This window comes from Saccharothrix hoggarensis (assembly GCF_052936025.1).
The window spans coordinates 989,713-1,006,816 of the sequence record NZ_CP193624.1 but is presented as its reverse complement, the minus strand read 5'-3'; the positions used below and the strand labels follow the sequence as shown (position 1 = coordinate 1,006,816).

Here is a 17,104-nt window from a genome sequence, read left to right as displayed (position 1 = left end):
AGTCTTCAGGAACCGTAGAAAATGCGCTCAATCACGGCCCGCGCGCGTCGCGTCGTGCGCCGGTAGGTGTCCAGGAACTCGCCGGGGTCCGCCGGGTGCCCCATCGCCGACGCCACCGCCGCCAGGTCACGCCCGGTCGTGGGCAGCTGGTCACCGGCCTTGCCGCGCACGAGCACCACGGCGTTGCGCGCCTTGGTCGCCATCACCCACGCCTCGCGCAACGCGGACGCGTCGTCCGGCGACACGAGCCCCGCGTCCGTCGCCGCACGCAACCCGCGCACGGTCGACGGCGTGCGCAGCGCGGGCACCTCGGCCGCGTGCTGCAGCTGGAGCAGCTGCACGGTCCACTCGACGTCCGCCAGCCCGCCACGCCCCAGCTTGGTGTGCGTGGACGGGTCCGCGCCGCGCGGCAGCCGCTCGGCCTCGACCCGCGCCTTGATGCGCCGAATCTCCCGCACCGCTCCCGCGTCCAGCCCTTCCGCCGGGTACCGCACGGCGTCGATCATCTCGATGAACCGCGCGCCCAGCTCGGCGTCACCCGCGATGAACCGCGCCCGCAGCAACGCCTGCGCCTCCCACAGCTCGGCCCACTGCGCGTAGTACGCCCGGTACGACTCGAACGTGCGCACCAGCGGCCCCTGCCTGCCCTCGGGCCGCAGGTCGGCGTCCACCTGCAACGGCGGGTCCTGGCTCGGCGCGCTGAGCAGCCGCCGCACCTCCTCCACCACCGACGACGCGTACCGGGCGGCCTCCGCGTCGGTGACGCCCGGCGCGGCCTCGCACACGAACATCACGTCCGCGTCCGACCCGTACCCCAGCTCACGCCCGCCGAGCCGGCCCATGCCGATGACCGCGATCGACGCCAGCCGCTCGCCCGACGACCGCACCACGGCGTCCATCGCGGCCTGCAGCACCGCCACCCACACCTCGGACAGCGACACGCACACCGTCCGCAGCGGCACCAGGCCCAGCAGGTCCGCCGACGCGATCCGCAGCAGCTCCTGGCGGCGCAGCGACCGGGCCGCGGTGACCGCGCGCGACAGGTCGCTGTACCGGGACACGGTGCTGCGCAGCGGGTTGCCGATGGCCATCGGGTCGCCGCCGATCAACGCGGGCGTGTCGGCCAGCAGCCGCAGCACCTCCGGCGCCCGCACGAGCAGGTCCGGCACGAACTTCGACGTGCCCAGCAGCGCGGCGAGCCGGTCGACGACCGTGCCCTCGTCCCGCAGCAACCGCAGGTACCAGGGCGTCTCCGCCAACGCCTCCGACACCCGCCGGTACGCCAGCAGCCCCCGATCGGGGTCGGGCGTGGTCGCGAACAGGTCGAGCAGCACCGGCAGCAACGCCGTCTGGATGCGCGCCCGCCGCGACACGCCCCTGGTCAACGCCTCGATGTGGGTCAACGCCCCGTCCGGCGCGGCATAGCCCAACGCCGCCAGCCGCGCCGCCGCCTGGGACGTCGTCAGCCGCAACGCCTCCGTCGGCACGTTCGCGACGGCCTGCAGCAACGGCCGGTAGAACAGCTTCTCGTGCAGCCGGCGCACCTGGTTCGCGCGCTTGCGGAACTCGGCGAGCAGCACCTGGCCCTCCGACAGCCCGCCCTCGGCCTGCAACCCCGACGCCCGCGCCAGCCACCGCAACGCCGCCACGTCGTCGTCCGCCGGGAACAGGTGCGTGCGCAGCAACCGCTGCAACTGCAACCGGTGCTCCAACGTGCGCAGGAACCGGTAGGCACGGCCGAAGTCGGCGGCGTCCGCACGGCCCACGTACCCACCCCGGCCCAACGCCGCCAACGCCTGCGTCGTCGTCGTGATGCGCAGGTCCTCGTCGCCGCGCCCGTGCACGAGCTGGAGCAGCTGCACGGCGAACTCGACGTCCCGCAGACCGCCGCGCCCCAGCTTCAGCTCCCGATCGGCCAACCCGATCGGCACGTGGTCCTCGACCCGCCGGCGCATCGCCTGCACGTCGGGCACGAAGTTCTCCCGCTCGGCGGCCGTCCACACCAGCGGCCGCACCACCTCCAGGTACCGCTGCCCCAGCTCCTCGTCACCGGCGACCGGCCTGGCCTTGAGCAGCGCCTGGAACTCCCACGTCCGCGCCCACCGCTGGTAGTACGTGGCGTGGCCCTCCAGCGTGCGCACGAGCGCGCCCGCCTTGCCCTCCGGCCGCAGCGCCGCGTCCACCTCGAAGCACGCCTGGCTCGCCACCTGCATCATCGTGCTGGCCAGCCGGGTCGCCACGGCGACGTCGCCCTCGCCGACGAACACCACGTCCACGTCGCTGACGTAGTTCAGCTCCCGCGCACCGCACTTGCCCATCGCGATCACCGCGAGCCGGCACTCGTCGGACCGCGGCACCTGCCGCGCGGCGACGTCCAGCGCGGCCCGCAGCGCGGCCACCGCCAGGTCCGACAACAGGCCCGCCACGTCGTCGTAGCCGACGAACGGCTGGTCCGGCTCCACCACGTGGGCCAGGTCCTCGGCGGCGATCCGGCACAGCAGCGCCCGGTACTCCAGCCGCAACGCCCGCACCGCGTCCGCGCCGGTCAGCCCGTCGACGGCGGCGACCAGGGCGGGCGCGAACACCTCCGCGTCCACCGGGTCGGGGTCGGCCAGGCCACGCCACCGGTCCGGGTTCGCGACCAGGAAGTCCGACAGCGCCGTGGACGACCCGAGCACCGCGAGCAGCCGCCCGCGCAACGCTTCGCCGTCCCGCAACGCCTGGTCGAGCTCGGGCCACCCGTCACCGGCCGCGACCCGCAACCGGTCGACGCCGCGCAACGCGAGGTCGGGGTCAGGGCTGCGGGACAGGGCGACCAGGACCGGTTCGTTGCCCTCGCTCGGCCGGCGCCCTTCCCACCACCCCGCCGCACGCAGGTGCTCACCGCTGCGCGTCTCGGTCAGGCCGAACCGCGCCGGGGACGTGGGGAGACGTGCTGGATCGGTCATCGACGAACACCGTAGTCCGCCGAGGGGCGGATCAGCCGGCCACGATCAAGTAGATGCCGAAGAACACCACGGTCACGCACGCCAGCAGGCACGCCGCCGCGGCCGCCGTCGGCAGCGCCGTCGACCCCTGACGCTCCTGCGCCGCCTCCCGCGCCGACAACGCGCGCAGACCGCCCGAGAACAGCAGGACCAGCCCGATCACCACGCCGAGGCTCACCGCGAACACGGCGCCCAACGCCGCCCAGTCGATCTTCACACCGCCACCTTGTGCGTCTCGGCCTGCGCCGCGATCTCGTCCACCACGTGCTCGGGCCGCACCGGCTCACGCCGCGACAGCAGCCAGATCCCCAGCGACACGCCCATCCCGACCACCGCCACGGCCACCACGCCCGCCGTGCCCAGCGACGCGATCTTGCCCGCCAGCGCGCCCACCAGGCCCGCCGCGGGCAGCGTGAACACCCACGCCGCGAACATCCGGCCGGCCACGCCCCACCGCACGCCGTCGAGCTGGCGGCCGAGCCCGGAACCCATGATGCCGCCGGACGCGACGTGCGTCGTGGACAGCGCGAACCCCAGGTGCGACGACGCCATGATCACGGTCGCCGCACTGGTCTGCGCGGCGAAGCCCTGCGGCGCCTCGATCGTGGTCAGGCCCTTGCCCAGGGTGTGCGTGATGCGCCAACCGCCCAGGTACGTGCCCAGCGCGATCGCGACGGCCGCGCTCAGGATCACCCAGAGGGGTGGTTCCGCGCCCGGCACGAGGGTGCCGGCGGTGATCAGCGTGAGCGTGATGATGCCCATCGTCTTCTGCGCGTCGTTCGTGCCGTGCGCCAGCGACATCAGCGCGGCCGACGCGATCTGCCCGTACTTGAAGCCCTTGTCCGTCACGGACTTCCGGCCCCGCTTCGTCAGCCGGTACGTCAGGTAGGTGGCCAGCATCGCCACGATCCCCGCCACCAGCGGCGCGGCGATCGCCGGGGCCACGACCTTGTCCACGACCTTCGCGAAGTGCACCGCGTCCGCGCCCGCCGCGATCCACGTCGCACCGATGAGCCCGCCGAACAGGGCGTGCGACGAGCTGGACGGCAGCCCGACGTACCACGTCACGAGGTTCCACATGATCGCGCCGATGAGACCGCCGAACACGATGGCGGGCGTGATCCGGGCGTCGTCCACGATGCCACCGGAGATCGTCTTCGCGACCTCGACGGACAGCAGCGCGCCGATCAGGTTCAACACCGCCGAGAACGCGACGGCCGTTCTGGGCCGCAGGGCGCCGGTGGCGATGGAGGTCGCCATCGAGTTCGCGGTGTCGTGGAAGCCGTTGGTGAAGTCGAAGACCAACGCCGTGATGACCACGATGATGACGAGGAGCGAGGCATCCACGCTGATTCCTCCGGCTGAACCGACACAGTCGTAGGTGAACGCTACCTGTCCGACCGGTGAACGCCTGTATCAACGGAGGTTCGTCACACCAGCGGCAAGCTCCGGTGGATCGTCAGCTCCCCCGCGGCGAGGCGCACGAAACGTTCGGCGAACGGCTGCCACACCTCCCGGATGTCCTCGTGCCCCTGGTCGAGCCGGTCCTGGTCGAGCGCCCGCAGGCCCGCCAGCTCCGGGTACCCCGCGGCCCACCGCAGAACCAACTCCGGCGTGGTCTCGATGTGGAACTGCAACCCGTAGGCGCGGTCGCCGACGCGGAACGCCTCGTTCGCGCACTTCGGGGACGAAGCCAGCAGCAGCGCCGACGGCGGCAGGAACCCCACCTCGTCCTCGTGGAACTGCAGCACGTCCGGCGTCCACGGCAGCTCGTCGAACAGCGGGTCGCCGCTCGCCGCGTCCCGCTTCGCCACCAGCCGCACGCCGACGTCCCGCCCGTGCGGGCTGCGCCGCACCTGACCGCCGGTGGCCGCGGCGAGGAGCTGAGCGCCGAGGCAGATCGCGAGCAGCGGCACCCGCTTCGCCACCGCGTGCGACAGGAGCTTGCGGACGTCCACGAGCCACGGGTGCTCGGCGTCGTCCAGCGCGCCCATCGCGCCGCCCAGGCACACCACGCCCTGGTAGCCGTCGAGCGACGTCGGCACCGGCTCCTCGTAGGGCTTGACGACGTCCAGCACCGCCCCGGCGGCGGTCAGCCACTCGCCGAGGCGGGCCGGCGGGTCGTCGTGGTCGGGCTGCAGCACGAGCAAGCGGGTCACCCGACCGAGGGTAGATCAGCAGTCGCAGCTCACGCCGTGCGCCTCCGTCGAGTGGCCTTCGACGGGGTAGCCGGCCGCCTGCCAGGCGGTGATGCCGCCGGCGAGCCGCTTCACCCGGAACCCGAGCCGGGACAGCCTTAGCGCGCCCTTCGTGGCGGCGTTGCACTGCGAGCTCTCGCAGTAGCAGACGTAGACGAGGTCGCGGTCCCAGTCGGCGGTCGTGGTCTCGTCGATCTCCCAGTGGGGCAGATTGACGGCGCCGGGGATGCGGGCCCGGGCGAACGCCTCGGCGCTGCGGGTCTCCACGAGCTGGAAGCCCTCCGTGTCACCGGCCTTCAGGTCGCGGACCACGTCGTCCGGGTCGGCCTCGAAGGCCAGTTCCGCTGCGAAGAACGCGGCGGCGGCAGCGGGGTCGGCGGCGGGGAAGCGGAGCGTGTTCGTCATGGGTGAATCGTGGCTGACCAGCCCGTTCCGGCCCATGAGGAAGTCAAGGCGTTCGGCGTGCCCGGCTTACGATTCCACGGTGGAACTGGACGATCTGGATTGGAAGTTGTTGGAGCTGCTCCAGCGGGACGGGCGGATGACGTTCACCGAGCTGGCCAAGCGCGTCTCGCTGTCCGCGCCCGCGACGACCGAGCGCGTGCGGCGGCTGGAGCAGGCCGGCATCGTCACCGGGTACGTCGCCGTGGTCGACCCGCAGCGGCTCGGCCTGCCGATCGAGGCCATCGTCCGGGTGCGCGTCCGCAGCCTCGACACACCACGGTTCCGGGAACGGGTCGTGACCCTGGCGCAGGTGCGCGACGCCGACCACGTCACCGGCGACGACTGCTGGCTGCTGCGCGTGGTGTGCCGGTCGATGGTCGAGCTGGAGGACTTCGTGGAGCAGGCTCAGCGGTACGGCGACACCACGACGTCCCTGGTGTTCTCCTCCCACGCTCGCAACCGGCCCGTGACGCGCGAGCTGTTCGACGGCATCGAGCCTCGATGAGGACTTCGCCCGGCTAGTCGCCCGCGGGCGTGAACACGAACTCCGCCGAGTCCATGACGGGCCGGAACCCGATCTCCTGGTAGATCGAGTTCGACGTGGGGTTGGCTAGGTCGGTGTAGAGCACGACGTGCTCGGCGCCGCTCTCCCGCGCCCACGTCGCGCACGCCGCGGTGACGGCCGCGCCGTAGCCGTGCCTGCGGTGCTCCGGCGGGGTGTAGACGGGACCGATGCGGGACATGCCGGACGCCGGGGTGCTCGCCGCCGCCCACGCCACGGGCGTCTCGCCGTCGTGCCAGATCAGGTGACCGTGACCGGCCGCCAGGCCGACGCGCATGATGCGCGCGGCTTCCCGCGCGCTGTCCGGGGTGCTGGCCTTACCGGTGACCTCGGCCCCGTAGTCCGTGCGCCAGCGGGACAACAGGTCGAGGTCGTCCACCGTGGCGAGGCGTGCGTGGCCGGCGACGTCCGGGACTTCCAGGTCCTTCAGCTCGTAGAGGCGCAACGCCATGTGCTCGCGGGCACCGCACCCCGTGCGAGCCGCCCACGCCACCACGAACGCCTCGGCCGCGTCGCGCGGGCCGTTGACGCCCGGCAGCTCCACGTCGCCCGCCAGGGCGTCCGCGACGGTTTCCGCCCACCTCGGCGGCACACCGCTCAACGTCAGCGGCCACGGTGGGGTGCGCAGCGCCGCGGCGACCAGGACACCGTCTTCCACCACCGTGACCATCAGCGGAGGCAAGTCGTCCGGGTCGGCGTGGTTGAGCCACCGGTCGACCGCCGCGATCGGGATCGTGTGGACCACCGGGTCCGAGTTGAAGAAGTCCCCGGTGAGCGCCCAGAACTCCGCGAGATCGTCGTGCTTCGTCACGTCGGCCACGAAGCGGACCGTAACGCAAAAAGCCCTCAGGGGCACCCGCATATAACGGATGCCCCTGAGGGTCAACGATATGTTCGGCGGCGTCCTACTCTCCCACACCCTCACGAGTGCAGTACCATCGGCGCTGGAAGGCTTAACTACCGGGTTCGGAATGGGACCGGGTGTTCCCCAACCGCTATGACCACCGAAACACTATGAAATTACCAACCCGTAGGCACCCAACCCCACCACCCGACAACAGGCGCACGGGGACCAGGTGGTCCGGTTCGGTTCTTTCAGAACCGCACAGTGGATGCGTAGCGTCTTCGTAGCAAGTCCTCGGCCTATTAGTACCGGTCAACTCCAGCCGTTACCGACCTTCCATCTCCGGCCTATCAACCCAATAGTCTCTTGGGGGCCTTAACCCACAAAGGGTGGGATACCTCATCTAGGAACAGGCTTCCCGCTTAGATGCTTTCAGCGGTTATCCCTTCCGAACGTAGCCAACCAGCAATGCCCTTGGCAGGACAACTGGCACACCAGAGGTCCGTCCGTCCCGGTCCTCTCGTACTAGGGACAGCCTTCCGCAAGTATCCTACGCGCGCGGCGGATAGGGACCGAACTGTCTCACGACGTTCTAAACCCAGCTCGCGTACCGCTTTAATGGGCGAACAGCCCAACCCTTGGGACCTACTCCAGCCCCAGGATGCGACGAGCCGACATCGAGGTGCCAAACCATGCCGTCGATATGGACTCTTGGGCAAGATCAGCCTGTTATCCCCGGGGTACCTTTTATCCGTTGAGCGACCACGCTTCCACAAGCCATGGCCGGATCACTAGTTCCGACTTTCGTCCCTGCTCGACCTGTCGGTCTCACAGTCAAGCCCCCTTGTGCACTTGCACTCGACACCTGATTGCCAACCAGGCTGAGGGAACCTTTGAGCGCCTCCGTTACCCTTTGGGAGGCAACCGCCCCAGTTAAACTACCCACCAGGCACTGTCCCTGATCCGGATCACGGACCGAGGTTAGACATCCAGTACGACCAGAGTGGTATTTCAACGACGACTCCACACTGACTGGCGTCAGCGCTTCACAGTCTCCCACCTATCCTACACAAGCCGAACCGAACACCAATACCAAGCTATAGTAAAGGTCCCGGGGTCTTTCCGTCCTGCCGCGCGTAACGAGCATCTTTACTCGTAATGCAATTTCGCCGGGCCTGTGGTTGAGACAGTCGAGAAGTCGTTACGCCATTCGTGCAGGTCGGAACTTACCCGACAAGGAATTTCGCTACCTTAGGATGGTTATAGTTACCACCGCCGTTTACTGGCGCTTAAGTTCTCAGCTTCGCCCCGAAAGACTAACCGGTCCCCTTAACGTTCCAGCACCGGGCAGGCGTCAGTCCGTATACATCGTCTTGCGACTTCGCACGGACCTGTGTTTTTAGTAAACAGTCGCTTCTCGCTGGTCTCTGCGGCCGAAAAATCCTAGCCCGCAAGGGGCTTCAAATCCCTCGGCCCCCCTTCTCCCGAAGTTACGGGGGCATTTTGCCGAGTTCCTTAACCACAGTTCGCCCGATCGCCTCGGTATTCTCTACCTGACCACCTGTGTCGGTTTGGGGTACGGGCCGCATGAACACTCACTAGAGGCTTTTCTCGGCAGCATGGGATCACTCTACTTCGCCTCAATCGGCTATGCATCACGTCTCAGCCTTATATGACGTGCGGATTTGCCTACACGTCGGCCTACACGCTTACACCAGTACTACCACTCACTGGCGGAGCTACCCTCCTGCGTCACCCCATCGCTTGACTACTACAAGTTCAGGTCCCGCGCTCCACGTCACCCCACTCCCGAAGGAGTGGAATGGGCTTCGGGCGGTTAGTATCACAAGGTTCGCCATGGGCGCGTTCACACGGGTACGGGAATATCAACCCGTTGTCCATCGACTACGCCTGTCGGCCTCGCCTTAGGTCCCGACTTACCCTGGGCGGATTAGCCTGGCCCAGGAACCCTTGGTCATCCGGCGGACGAGTTTCTCACTCGTCTTTCGCTACTCATGCCTGCATTCTCACTCGTCCAGCCTCCACACCTGGATCACTCCGGCGCTTCAACGGCTGAACGACGCTCCCCTACCCATCCCGACATAATCGGAATGACACGGCTTCGGCGGTGTGCTTGAGCCCCGCTACATTGTCGGCGCAGGACCACTTGACCAGTGAGCTATTACGCACTCTTTAAAGGGTGGCTGCTTCTAAGCCAACCTCCTGGTTGTCTGGGCGACCCCACATCCTTTCCCACTTAGCACACACTTAGGGGCCTTAGCCGGCGTTCTGGGCTGTTTCCCTCTCGACTACGAAGCTTATCCCCCGCAGTCTCACTGCCGCGCTCTCACGTACCGGCATTCGGAGTTTGGTTGATTTCGGTAAGCTTGTGGGCCCCCTAGACCATCCAGTGCTCTACCTCCGGCACGAAACACACGACGCTGCACCTAAATGCATTTCGGGGAGAACCAGCTATCACGGAGTTTGATTGGCCTTTCACCCCTAACCACAGCTCATCCCCCAGGTTTTCAACCCTGGTGGGTTCGGGCCTCCACGCGGTCTTACCCACGCTTCACCCTGGCCATGGCTAGATCACTCCGCTTCGGGTCTAGACCACGCGACTATGAACGCCCTATTCGGACTCGCTTTCGCTACGGCTACCCCACACGGGTTAACCTCGCCACGCAGCACTAACTCGCAGGCTCATTCTTCAAAAGGCACGCCGTCACCCCTAAAGGCTCCGACGGATTGTAGGCACACGGTTTCAGGTACTATTTCACTCCCCTCCCGGGGTACTTTTCACCTTTCCCTCACGGTACTAGTCCGCTATCGGTCACCAGGGAGTATTCAGGCTTAGCGGGTGGTCCCGCCAGATTCACAGCGAATTTCACGAGTACGCTGCTACTTGGGAACACCGTCAGGAGACACCGGGTTTTCACGTACGGGACTCTCACCCTCTACGGCCACGCTTTCCAGACGCGTTCCGCTAACCACAGTGTTTTATGACTCCTCGACCGTCCGGCAGAACGATCAGACAGGTCCCACGACCCCGTACACGCAACCCCTGCCGGGTATCACACGAATACGGTTTAGCCTCTTCCGCTTTCGCTCGCCACTACTCACGGAATCACGGTTGTTTTCTCTTCCTGCGGGTACTGAGATGTTTCACTTCCCCGCGTTCCCTCCACATGCCCTATGTGTTCAGGCAAGGGTGACCCCACATGACTGGGGCCGGGTTTCCCCATTCGGAAATCCTTGGATCTCAGCTCGGTTGACAACTCCCCAAGGCTTTTCGCAGTCTCCTACGTCCTTCATCGGCTCCTGGTGCCAAGGCATCCACCGTGTGCCCTTAATAACTTGCCACAAAGATGCTCGCATCCACTGTGCAGTTCTCAAAGAACAACCAGACACCACCCGTAACACACCCGCCTACCAGATCCGAAGACCGGCGGTTCAGGAGCTGGGGCAGCCCTGCCGTTTCTCGCTGAAAGAGACACTCACGTGTTCCCTCAGGACCCAACAGCGTACCGAACAGAAGACTTGAACCCTCGACGATCCCTTCCACGCCCTTGCGGACAGTACTAACACCGTCGACAATCCCAGGTTCTGTATATAGCCAGCATCCACATCATTGAGCAACCATCCGACGATCATTCGCCGCCGGCATGGCTCTCCACAGGCCACCCGAAAGTGACCGGTGAGGAATGCTCCTTAGAAAGGAGGTGATCCAGCCGCACCTTCCGGTACGGCTACCTTGTTACGACTTCGTCCCAATCGCCAGTCCCACCTTCGACCGCTCCCCCCCTTACGGGTTGGGCCACGGGCTTCGGGTGTTACCGACTTTCGTGACGTGACGGGCGGTGTGTACAAGGCCCGGGAACGTATTCACCGCAGCGTTGCTGATCTGCGATTACTAGCGACTCCGACTTCACGGGGTCGAGTTGCAGACCCCGATCCGAACTGAGACCGGCTTTGTGGGATTCGCTCCACCTCACGGCTTAGCAGCCCTCTGTACCGGCCATTGTAGCATGTGTGAAGCCCTGGACATAAGGGGCATGATGACTTGACGTCATCCCCACCTTCCTCCGAGTTGACCCCGGCAGTCTCCCATGAGTCCCCGCCATAACGCGCTGGCAACATGGAACGAGGGTTGCGCTCGTTGCGGGACTTAACCCAACATCTCACGACACGAGCTGACGACAGCCATGCACCACCTGTACACCGGCCACAAGGGGGCCAATATCTCTACTGGTTTCCAGTGCATGTCAAGCCCAGGTAAGGTTCTTCGCGTTGCATCGAATTAATCCACATGCTCCGCCGCTTGTGCGGGCCCCCGTCAATTCCTTTGAGTTTTAGCCTTGCGGCCGTACTCCCCAGGCGGGGTGCTTAATGCGTTAGCTGCGGCACGGAGGACGTGGAAGTCCCCCACACCTAGCACCCACCGTTTACGGCGTGGACTACCAGGGTATCTAATCCTGTTCGCTCCCCACGCTTTCGCTCCTCAGCGTCAGTATCGGCCCAGAGACCCGCCTTCGCCACCGGTGTTCCTCCTGATATCTGCGCATTTCACCGCTACACCAGGAATTCCAGTCTCCCCTGCCGAACTCAAGTCTGCCCGTATCGACTGCAGGCTCCACGTTAAGCGTGAAGTTTTCACAGCCGACGCAACAAACCGCCTACGAGCTCTTTACGCCCAATAATTCCGGACAACGCTCGCACCCTACGTATTACCGCGGCTGCTGGCACGTAGTTAGCCGGTGCTTCTTCTGCGGGTACCGTCAGTTGCCCTTCGTCCCCGCTGAAAGAGGTTTACAACCCGAAGGCCGTCATCCCTCACGCGGCGTCGCTGCATCAGGCTTTCGCCCATTGTGCAATATTCCCCACTGCTGCCTCCCGTAGGAGTCTGGGCCGTGTCTCAGTCCCAGTGTGGCCGGTCACCCTCTCAGGCCGGCTACCCGTCGTCGCCTTGGTAGGCCATTACCCCACCAACAAGCTGATAGGCCGCGGGTCCATCCTGTACCGCCGGAACTTTCCACCCACCACCATGCGGAGGCAGGTCATATCCGGTATTAGACCTAGTTTCCCAGGCTTATCCCAGAGTACAGGGCAGGTTACCCACGTGTTACTCACCCGTTCGCCGCTCGTGTACCCCGAAGGGCCTTACCGCTCGACTTGCATGTGTTAAGCACGCCGCCAGCGTTCGTCCTGAGCCAGGATCAAACTCTCCAATAAGGAATGTTTGATCGCTCCGAACAACACTGACAATAATGTCAGTTGTCCAGTAACAATCTCAAAGGAAAACCTCTTGACGAGGTCATACAATTTACTGGCTATTCGGCACGCTGTTGAGTTCTCAAAGAACACGCGCTCACCATCTTGTTCCGCGTCTTACCGCGGTTCATTCCGGGGCTTTGTGTTTCTCGCTGTGTTTGAAGCTTAGCTTGTTCGTTTTCGCAGTGTCAAATCGGCCGGTTTCGGCTTCTCGGCTCCGCGACAACTCTCGCTTAGCATTCAATTTGTTCTGGTTTCCAGAGCGGAGGCAGCACGCTGTGCTGCTTATTCGTTTCTGGGAGCTTGACGCCGCAGTAGTCTACTCGGCACGATTCGCGGTGTCAACCGCTCGTTCCGAGGTTCTTGCTGGCGACTCGGTAAAAGTTACTCATGACCTTCGTCGGTGTCAAATCGCCTGGTCAGCGGGCTGCGCGAGCGGGGCGGACCGTCGTGGCGACCTGCGGACCCGGCCCCTTGGGCGCCACGGGACGCGGTCGCAGCCACAACGAGGTGGTGCGCATCCCGTGCATCGCGGCCACGATCTGCTCCGGCGTCGCCGCCTCGCGGGTCGCCACCGGCACCAGGTCGTAGCCCCAGATCCGGAACTCCTTCAGCACCGTGACCGGATCGTCGCCGAAACCCTCCGTCGCCGAGGCGGAGAACTCGAGGAACACGTGCGGGCGGTCCCGGCGCAGCAAGCGCACCAGTCCGGCCAGCGCACGGTGACCACGTCCCGGCGCGTCCACCCGGACGACCGAGAGCTTCCGGCCCTGCAACGCCGGCACGGACTCCAGCTCCTTGTCGAGCCTGGCCGCACGCACGCGGGGAACGTCGTCCCCGGCGTCATCGGGCAGCGGCACCACCGCCACACCGCCGGTCAACGCCGGCTGCGTGGCCAGCTCGCCGACGCTCTCCCACGCGGCCGCGTCGACCAGGACGAGCTGTTGCGCGACCCGTTCCGGCAGGTTGACGTCGACGTTGTGGCGCAGCAGCGCCCGCGCGGACGGGCACGGCTCGACCGCGACCACCGCGCCGCCCGTGCCGAACCTGCTGAGCATGCGCACGGTCTGGTAGCCGACGTACGCGCCGACGTCGAGGAAGATGCCGTCCGGCTCGACCACCGAGTCGATCAGCTCCGACAGGTCGGTCTCCCACACCCCGTTGCTCGACAGCATCGGCAGCATGAACGCGTCGTCCGACGGCAGGCGCAGCAAGCCGACGTCCGTCAGCACGAGGGAACTCCGCGGCACGGCGTCGCTGTGCCGCTCGTGCTCGCGCACGACCACGCGGCGCAGGGCGTCGGCGGTCTGCTGCGCCTGGTTGGCCGCGCGCAGGCCGGCGTCCAGCTTGACGTCGCGCTCGCGCAGCGCGTCCACGACCTTGGACTCCAGCGAGTCGATCCGGTCGAGGGTGCGTTCGAGCGCGACGGTCAGCTTGTCCATGCGCTGGGAGAGGGTGTCGCCCTGCTTCGCGCGCTTGGCGGCCTCGGCCACCACGGCGTCCTCGATCTCGCGCAGCCGCCGTCCCTGGCCCGCCATGTCGGCGCGGACGCGCACGACACCGTCGTCGATGCCGACGAGCTGGTCGGCGAGGTGGCCCTGGTGCTCGGCGTGCTGCTCCAGCTCGGCGCGCAGCATCTCCAGCTCGCCGAGGCCGACGCCGGTGGAGATGTCGTCCTGGCGGCGGACCAGCTCGGAGACCGTGCGCTCGACCCCGTCGACCAGGGAGTTGAGGACGTCCCGCATGTGGTTGTCGTAGTGGTCGAGCACGCGCAGGACCATCTTGCGCAGCTGCGGCGCCATCGGGGTGCGGCTGGCGGTGCCGACGTCCGGCTGGCGCAGCAGGGCGTGCTTCGCCGAGTGCAGCGCCTTCAACGGGTCGACGGTCGCCGACGGCTTCGCGCGGCGGGCGCGCCAGCCTCGGTAGGCGTGCTCGACGCGTTCGCGGAGGAGTTCGCCGACCTTGGCGACGTTGCGGGTGGCGCGGACGTGGTCGCGTCCCTTGATGCCGATCGCGATGGCCGCGGGCAGGTCGTCGGCGAGGGCGCGCATGAGCTTGACGGCGGCCTGGACGTCGGGTTCGACGCCCTGGCGGCACGGCACGAAGATCACCGCGGACTTGTCGAACAGCTCGGCGACCGCGCCGTGGTCCGAGGTGAGGATCGGGGTGGCCTCGGCGGCGTGCCGGGCGAGGGTGTGGGCGATCCGGTCGCACGCGCCGCCGCGGTGCAGGTGGACGAGGCAGTCGACGTGGTCGAGGTGGTCGACCAGCTCGATGCGCGGGTCGGCGGCGGTGGCGAGGCGCAGGCGTTCGGCGGCCTCGGGGTGGGCCTCGGCGTTGGTGACCTCGATGCGCAGCGTGACGTCGTTGCGGTCGGGGAAGGCGGAGAGGAACGCGGAGACGGCGCCCAGCACGTTGCCCGCGCGATCGACGGCGTGGTCGGCGAGCGCGCCGAACACCACACCTCCGTGATCACCCGGTTGGCGGGGTTCGGCCTCGGGGACCGCGAGCGGGAGAACCCGGACGGCCGGACCGCCCGGCCGTTCGAGGGCGGCGCGGGTCGTCTCGGAGGGGACCCACAGCTCGTTCGCGTCGGAGTCGGCGTCCTGGTCGTCGAGGAGGTAGTCGACGACGAACCGGCTGTCCGGGACGGGGCGGGTGGTGCCGACGCGGACCACGACCGGGTAGCCGGGGGTGGTCGAGGTGGGCAGGCCGGACGCGCGGGCGGCGGCGTGGACGAGTTCGGCGATCGGGCCGGTGCCGAGGACCGAGACGCCGAGCTGGTCGTGCAGGACGGGGGTCTCGGTGTGGTTGCGCGGCACCGCGGTGACGGGCAGGCGTCCGGCCGCGACGCCGACCGTCGCGCACCAGTCGCGGAAGGGCGCGGCGTCCGTGCCGAACGGGTCGGGGAACTGGGCGCGGAGGGCCGGGTCGGCGCGCCAGAGGGCGGCGGCCCAGCGCGTGCTGCCGGGGAGGTCGGGTGCGGGTTCGCTCGCCCAGGCCACGAATCCCGCTCCGCCGTCGGGGCCGAAGGCGGGGGGTGGGGTGGTGCGGGCGCCCGGGCCGGTGGCCGGGGGTGCGATCGCTGCCGGCGAGCCGGTGGTGCGGCTGTCTGGCGACGGGTCGGTGGCGCTGTGCGCCGGTGCCGGTGCCGGGTGGGTGGTGGCGTGGGCGGGCGCGTCCGAGGCGTCGGCGGGTGGAGCGGGGGCGTCGGCAACCTCGGAGACCTCGGCGACCTCGGTGGGGTCGCTCTCGGTCGAGCCGGTGGCGTCGGCGGCGGGGTCGACGGCGTCGGCGGTCGGGCCGGTGGCGTTGGCTGTCGGGCCGGTGGCGTCGGCGGCGTCGGCGGTCAGGCCCGTGGCGTCAGGGGTTCCGTCGAGGGCTGGGGTTGCCGGGGTGACGGAGTCGGGCGCGGGGTCCGTGACGGTGGCGGCGGGGTGGCGGTCGGTCACCGCGCTGGTCGAGTCGACAGCGCTGGTTGCCGCGTCGGTCGCACCTAGCGCTGGATCGGAGTCACCGGTGGTGATGGCGGTGGTGGCCGGGTCGAGCGCGGTGGTGGGGGCGGACTCGGTGGTGGCCACCGGGTGGCCGTTGGTCGGCGCGGTGGGAGTGGTTGGTGCGGAGTCGTTGACGGGGACCGGGCGGCCGGCGGTGTCGGGCGCCGTGGTGGCGGTGGTCGGTCGCGGGGTGGCCGGTCGCGGGGTGGCCGGGGGTGGGGCGGTGGGACGGCCGGGGGCGGTCGCTGCCTGATCGGCGGGTGGGCCGGTCGGTGCGGGGTCGGGGGTGGCCGTGGTCGGGGTCCAGCCCTGGGGGCTGAAGGCTGAGCCGGGGCGGGTCCGGGCGGCTTCGCGGTAGTCCGCGCGCAGCTCGTCCGGGATCTGGGTGCCGTCCGCCAGTTGGCCGAAGCCGTAGCGGACCTTGTTCGGGCTGTGGCCCTTCCGGACCAGTTCGGCCCGGTACGCGGTGCAGAGGTCGGCGAGTTCCGGGCGTTCCGAGAGGAGCACCCGGGGGCGGTCGGCGAAGTCGGCCGACAGCAGCCAGGGGCGCTGGGGGTCGAAGCCCGCGAAGTGGACGCTGCGCACCGGCTCGCCGACGGTCGTCAACGTGCCGTCCGGGAGGCGGTGGAGGTCGCGCTGGGCCGCGTTCCACACCGACAGGCCGACCGTCGCGTCCCGGAGGACGTGCAGGTTGACGAGGGCGGGCGCCATGTCGAGGACGGCCTTGGTGGCGTCCGGGGTGCGGCGGAGGTGGTCGCCGAGCGTCCGCAGGAACGGCTCGGCGCCGGGCGCCACCAGGAGGAAACCGGGGTCGAAGACGCCCGTCTCCATCAGCTCGGTGGGGGTGGGGCGCAGGCCGTCGTCGGGCAGGGGCCGCAGCGACCTGGGCAGCAGCACGAGCGGTCCGCGTTGGACGGACGCCTCGACCAGGTCCGTCAAGGGGTGCAGGACCTGCACCCACGGGTCCAGGTAGAGGACCGGGACGCCCTGGCCGAGCAGCTGTTCGAGGAGCTTGGGCCGCAGCACGCCGCACAGTTGCGCGGCGGTGCAGCCGGTGGCCAGCTCGGCCAGTTCCCCGGCGCTCAGGCCGAGGTCGGCGGGGGTGACGAGGCCCGGACCGGAGTTCTCCGGCAGGGCGTCGACCACGAGCGCCAGGAACCTCGCCTGCGGGTGGTTCGCCAGGAACGAGCTGGACAGCACCTTCACGGCGGGCAGCTCGGCGGCGGTGGCCACCGTGCACGCGATGAACGTGGGACGGGATTCCGGACGCGCGGGCACCTCGGTCACGGTCTGCAAACCTA

8 protein-coding genes and 3 rRNA genes are annotated in these 17,104 nt (G+C 68.1%); 1 reads left to right on the top strand and 10 read right to left on the bottom strand.

The annotated features are described in order from the left end of the window. Positions 1-5: 5 nt before the first annotated feature. The 5 genes from ACRAKH_RS04950 to ACRAKH_RS04930 form a co-directional block, all read right to left on the bottom strand. Complete coding sequence (locus ACRAKH_RS04950; protein WP_380723531.1) at positions 6-2,948, bottom strand: bifunctional [glutamine synthetase] adenylyltransferase/[glutamine synthetase]-adenylyl-L-tyrosine phosphorylase; 2,943 nt, start codon at positions 2,946-2,948, stop codon at positions 6-8. A 31-nt stretch (positions 2,949-2,979) separates the two neighbouring features. Then, positions 2,980-3,204 (bottom strand): hypothetical protein, encoded by a 225-nt coding sequence (locus ACRAKH_RS04945; RefSeq protein ID WP_380723532.1) that lies wholly within the window; start codon positions 3,202-3,204, stop codon positions 2,980-2,982. Further along, entirely contained in the window at positions 3,201-4,334 is a 1,134-nt protein-coding gene (locus ACRAKH_RS04940) for an inorganic phosphate transporter (protein ID WP_380723533.1), read from the bottom strand. Before ACRAKH_RS04940 ends, ACRAKH_RS04945 begins: the two co-directional genes overlap by 4 nt. 83 nt (positions 4,335-4,417) lie before the next feature. Then, on the bottom strand, positions 4,418-5,146 hold the full coding sequence (locus ACRAKH_RS04935; protein WP_380723534.1) for a type 1 glutamine amidotransferase: 729 nt from the start codon (positions 5,144-5,146) through the stop codon (positions 4,418-4,420). A 15-nt stretch (positions 5,147-5,161) separates the two neighbouring features. Continuing rightward, positions 5,162-5,590, bottom strand: a complete 429-nt coding sequence (locus tag ACRAKH_RS04930; RefSeq protein ID WP_380723535.1) for a rhodanese-like domain-containing protein — start codon at positions 5,588-5,590, stop codon at positions 5,162-5,164. A gap of 79 nt (positions 5,591-5,669) precedes the next feature. Between ACRAKH_RS04930 and ACRAKH_RS04925 the strand changes: the two genes are divergently transcribed. Next, on the top strand, positions 5,670-6,134 hold the full coding sequence (locus tag ACRAKH_RS04925; RefSeq protein WP_380723536.1) for an Lrp/AsnC family transcriptional regulator: 465 nt from the start codon (positions 5,670-5,672) through the stop codon (positions 6,132-6,134). A gap of 13 nt (positions 6,135-6,147) precedes the next feature. On the opposite strand, the gene ACRAKH_RS04920 is transcribed toward ACRAKH_RS04925, so the two are convergent. The 5 genes from ACRAKH_RS04920 to ACRAKH_RS04900 form a co-directional block, all read right to left on the bottom strand. Beyond that, a complete protein-coding gene (locus ACRAKH_RS04920; RefSeq protein ID WP_380723537.1) occupies positions 6,148-7,011 on the bottom strand; it encodes a GNAT family N-acetyltransferase in 864 nt (287 codons plus the stop codon). Positions 7,012-7,083: 72 nt separating this feature from the next. Beyond that, positions 7,084-7,200: ribosomal RNA gene (rrf, locus tag ACRAKH_RS04915) — 5S ribosomal RNA — on the bottom strand. A 117-nt stretch (positions 7,201-7,317) separates the two neighbouring features. Beyond that, a 23S ribosomal RNA gene (locus ACRAKH_RS04910) occupies positions 7,318-10,398 on the bottom strand. 352 nt (positions 10,399-10,750) lie between these two features. Next, positions 10,751-12,267 (bottom strand): 16S ribosomal RNA (locus tag ACRAKH_RS04905). Together the 16S, 23S and 5S rRNA genes form the textbook arrangement of a ribosomal RNA operon. A 458-nt stretch (positions 12,268-12,725) precedes the next feature. Further along, positions 12,726-17,090, bottom strand: coding sequence for an FkbM family methyltransferase (locus ACRAKH_RS04900; protein ID WP_380724650.1), 4,365 nt, complete (start codon positions 17,088-17,090; stop codon positions 12,726-12,728). Positions 17,091-17,104 lie beyond the last annotated feature (14 nt).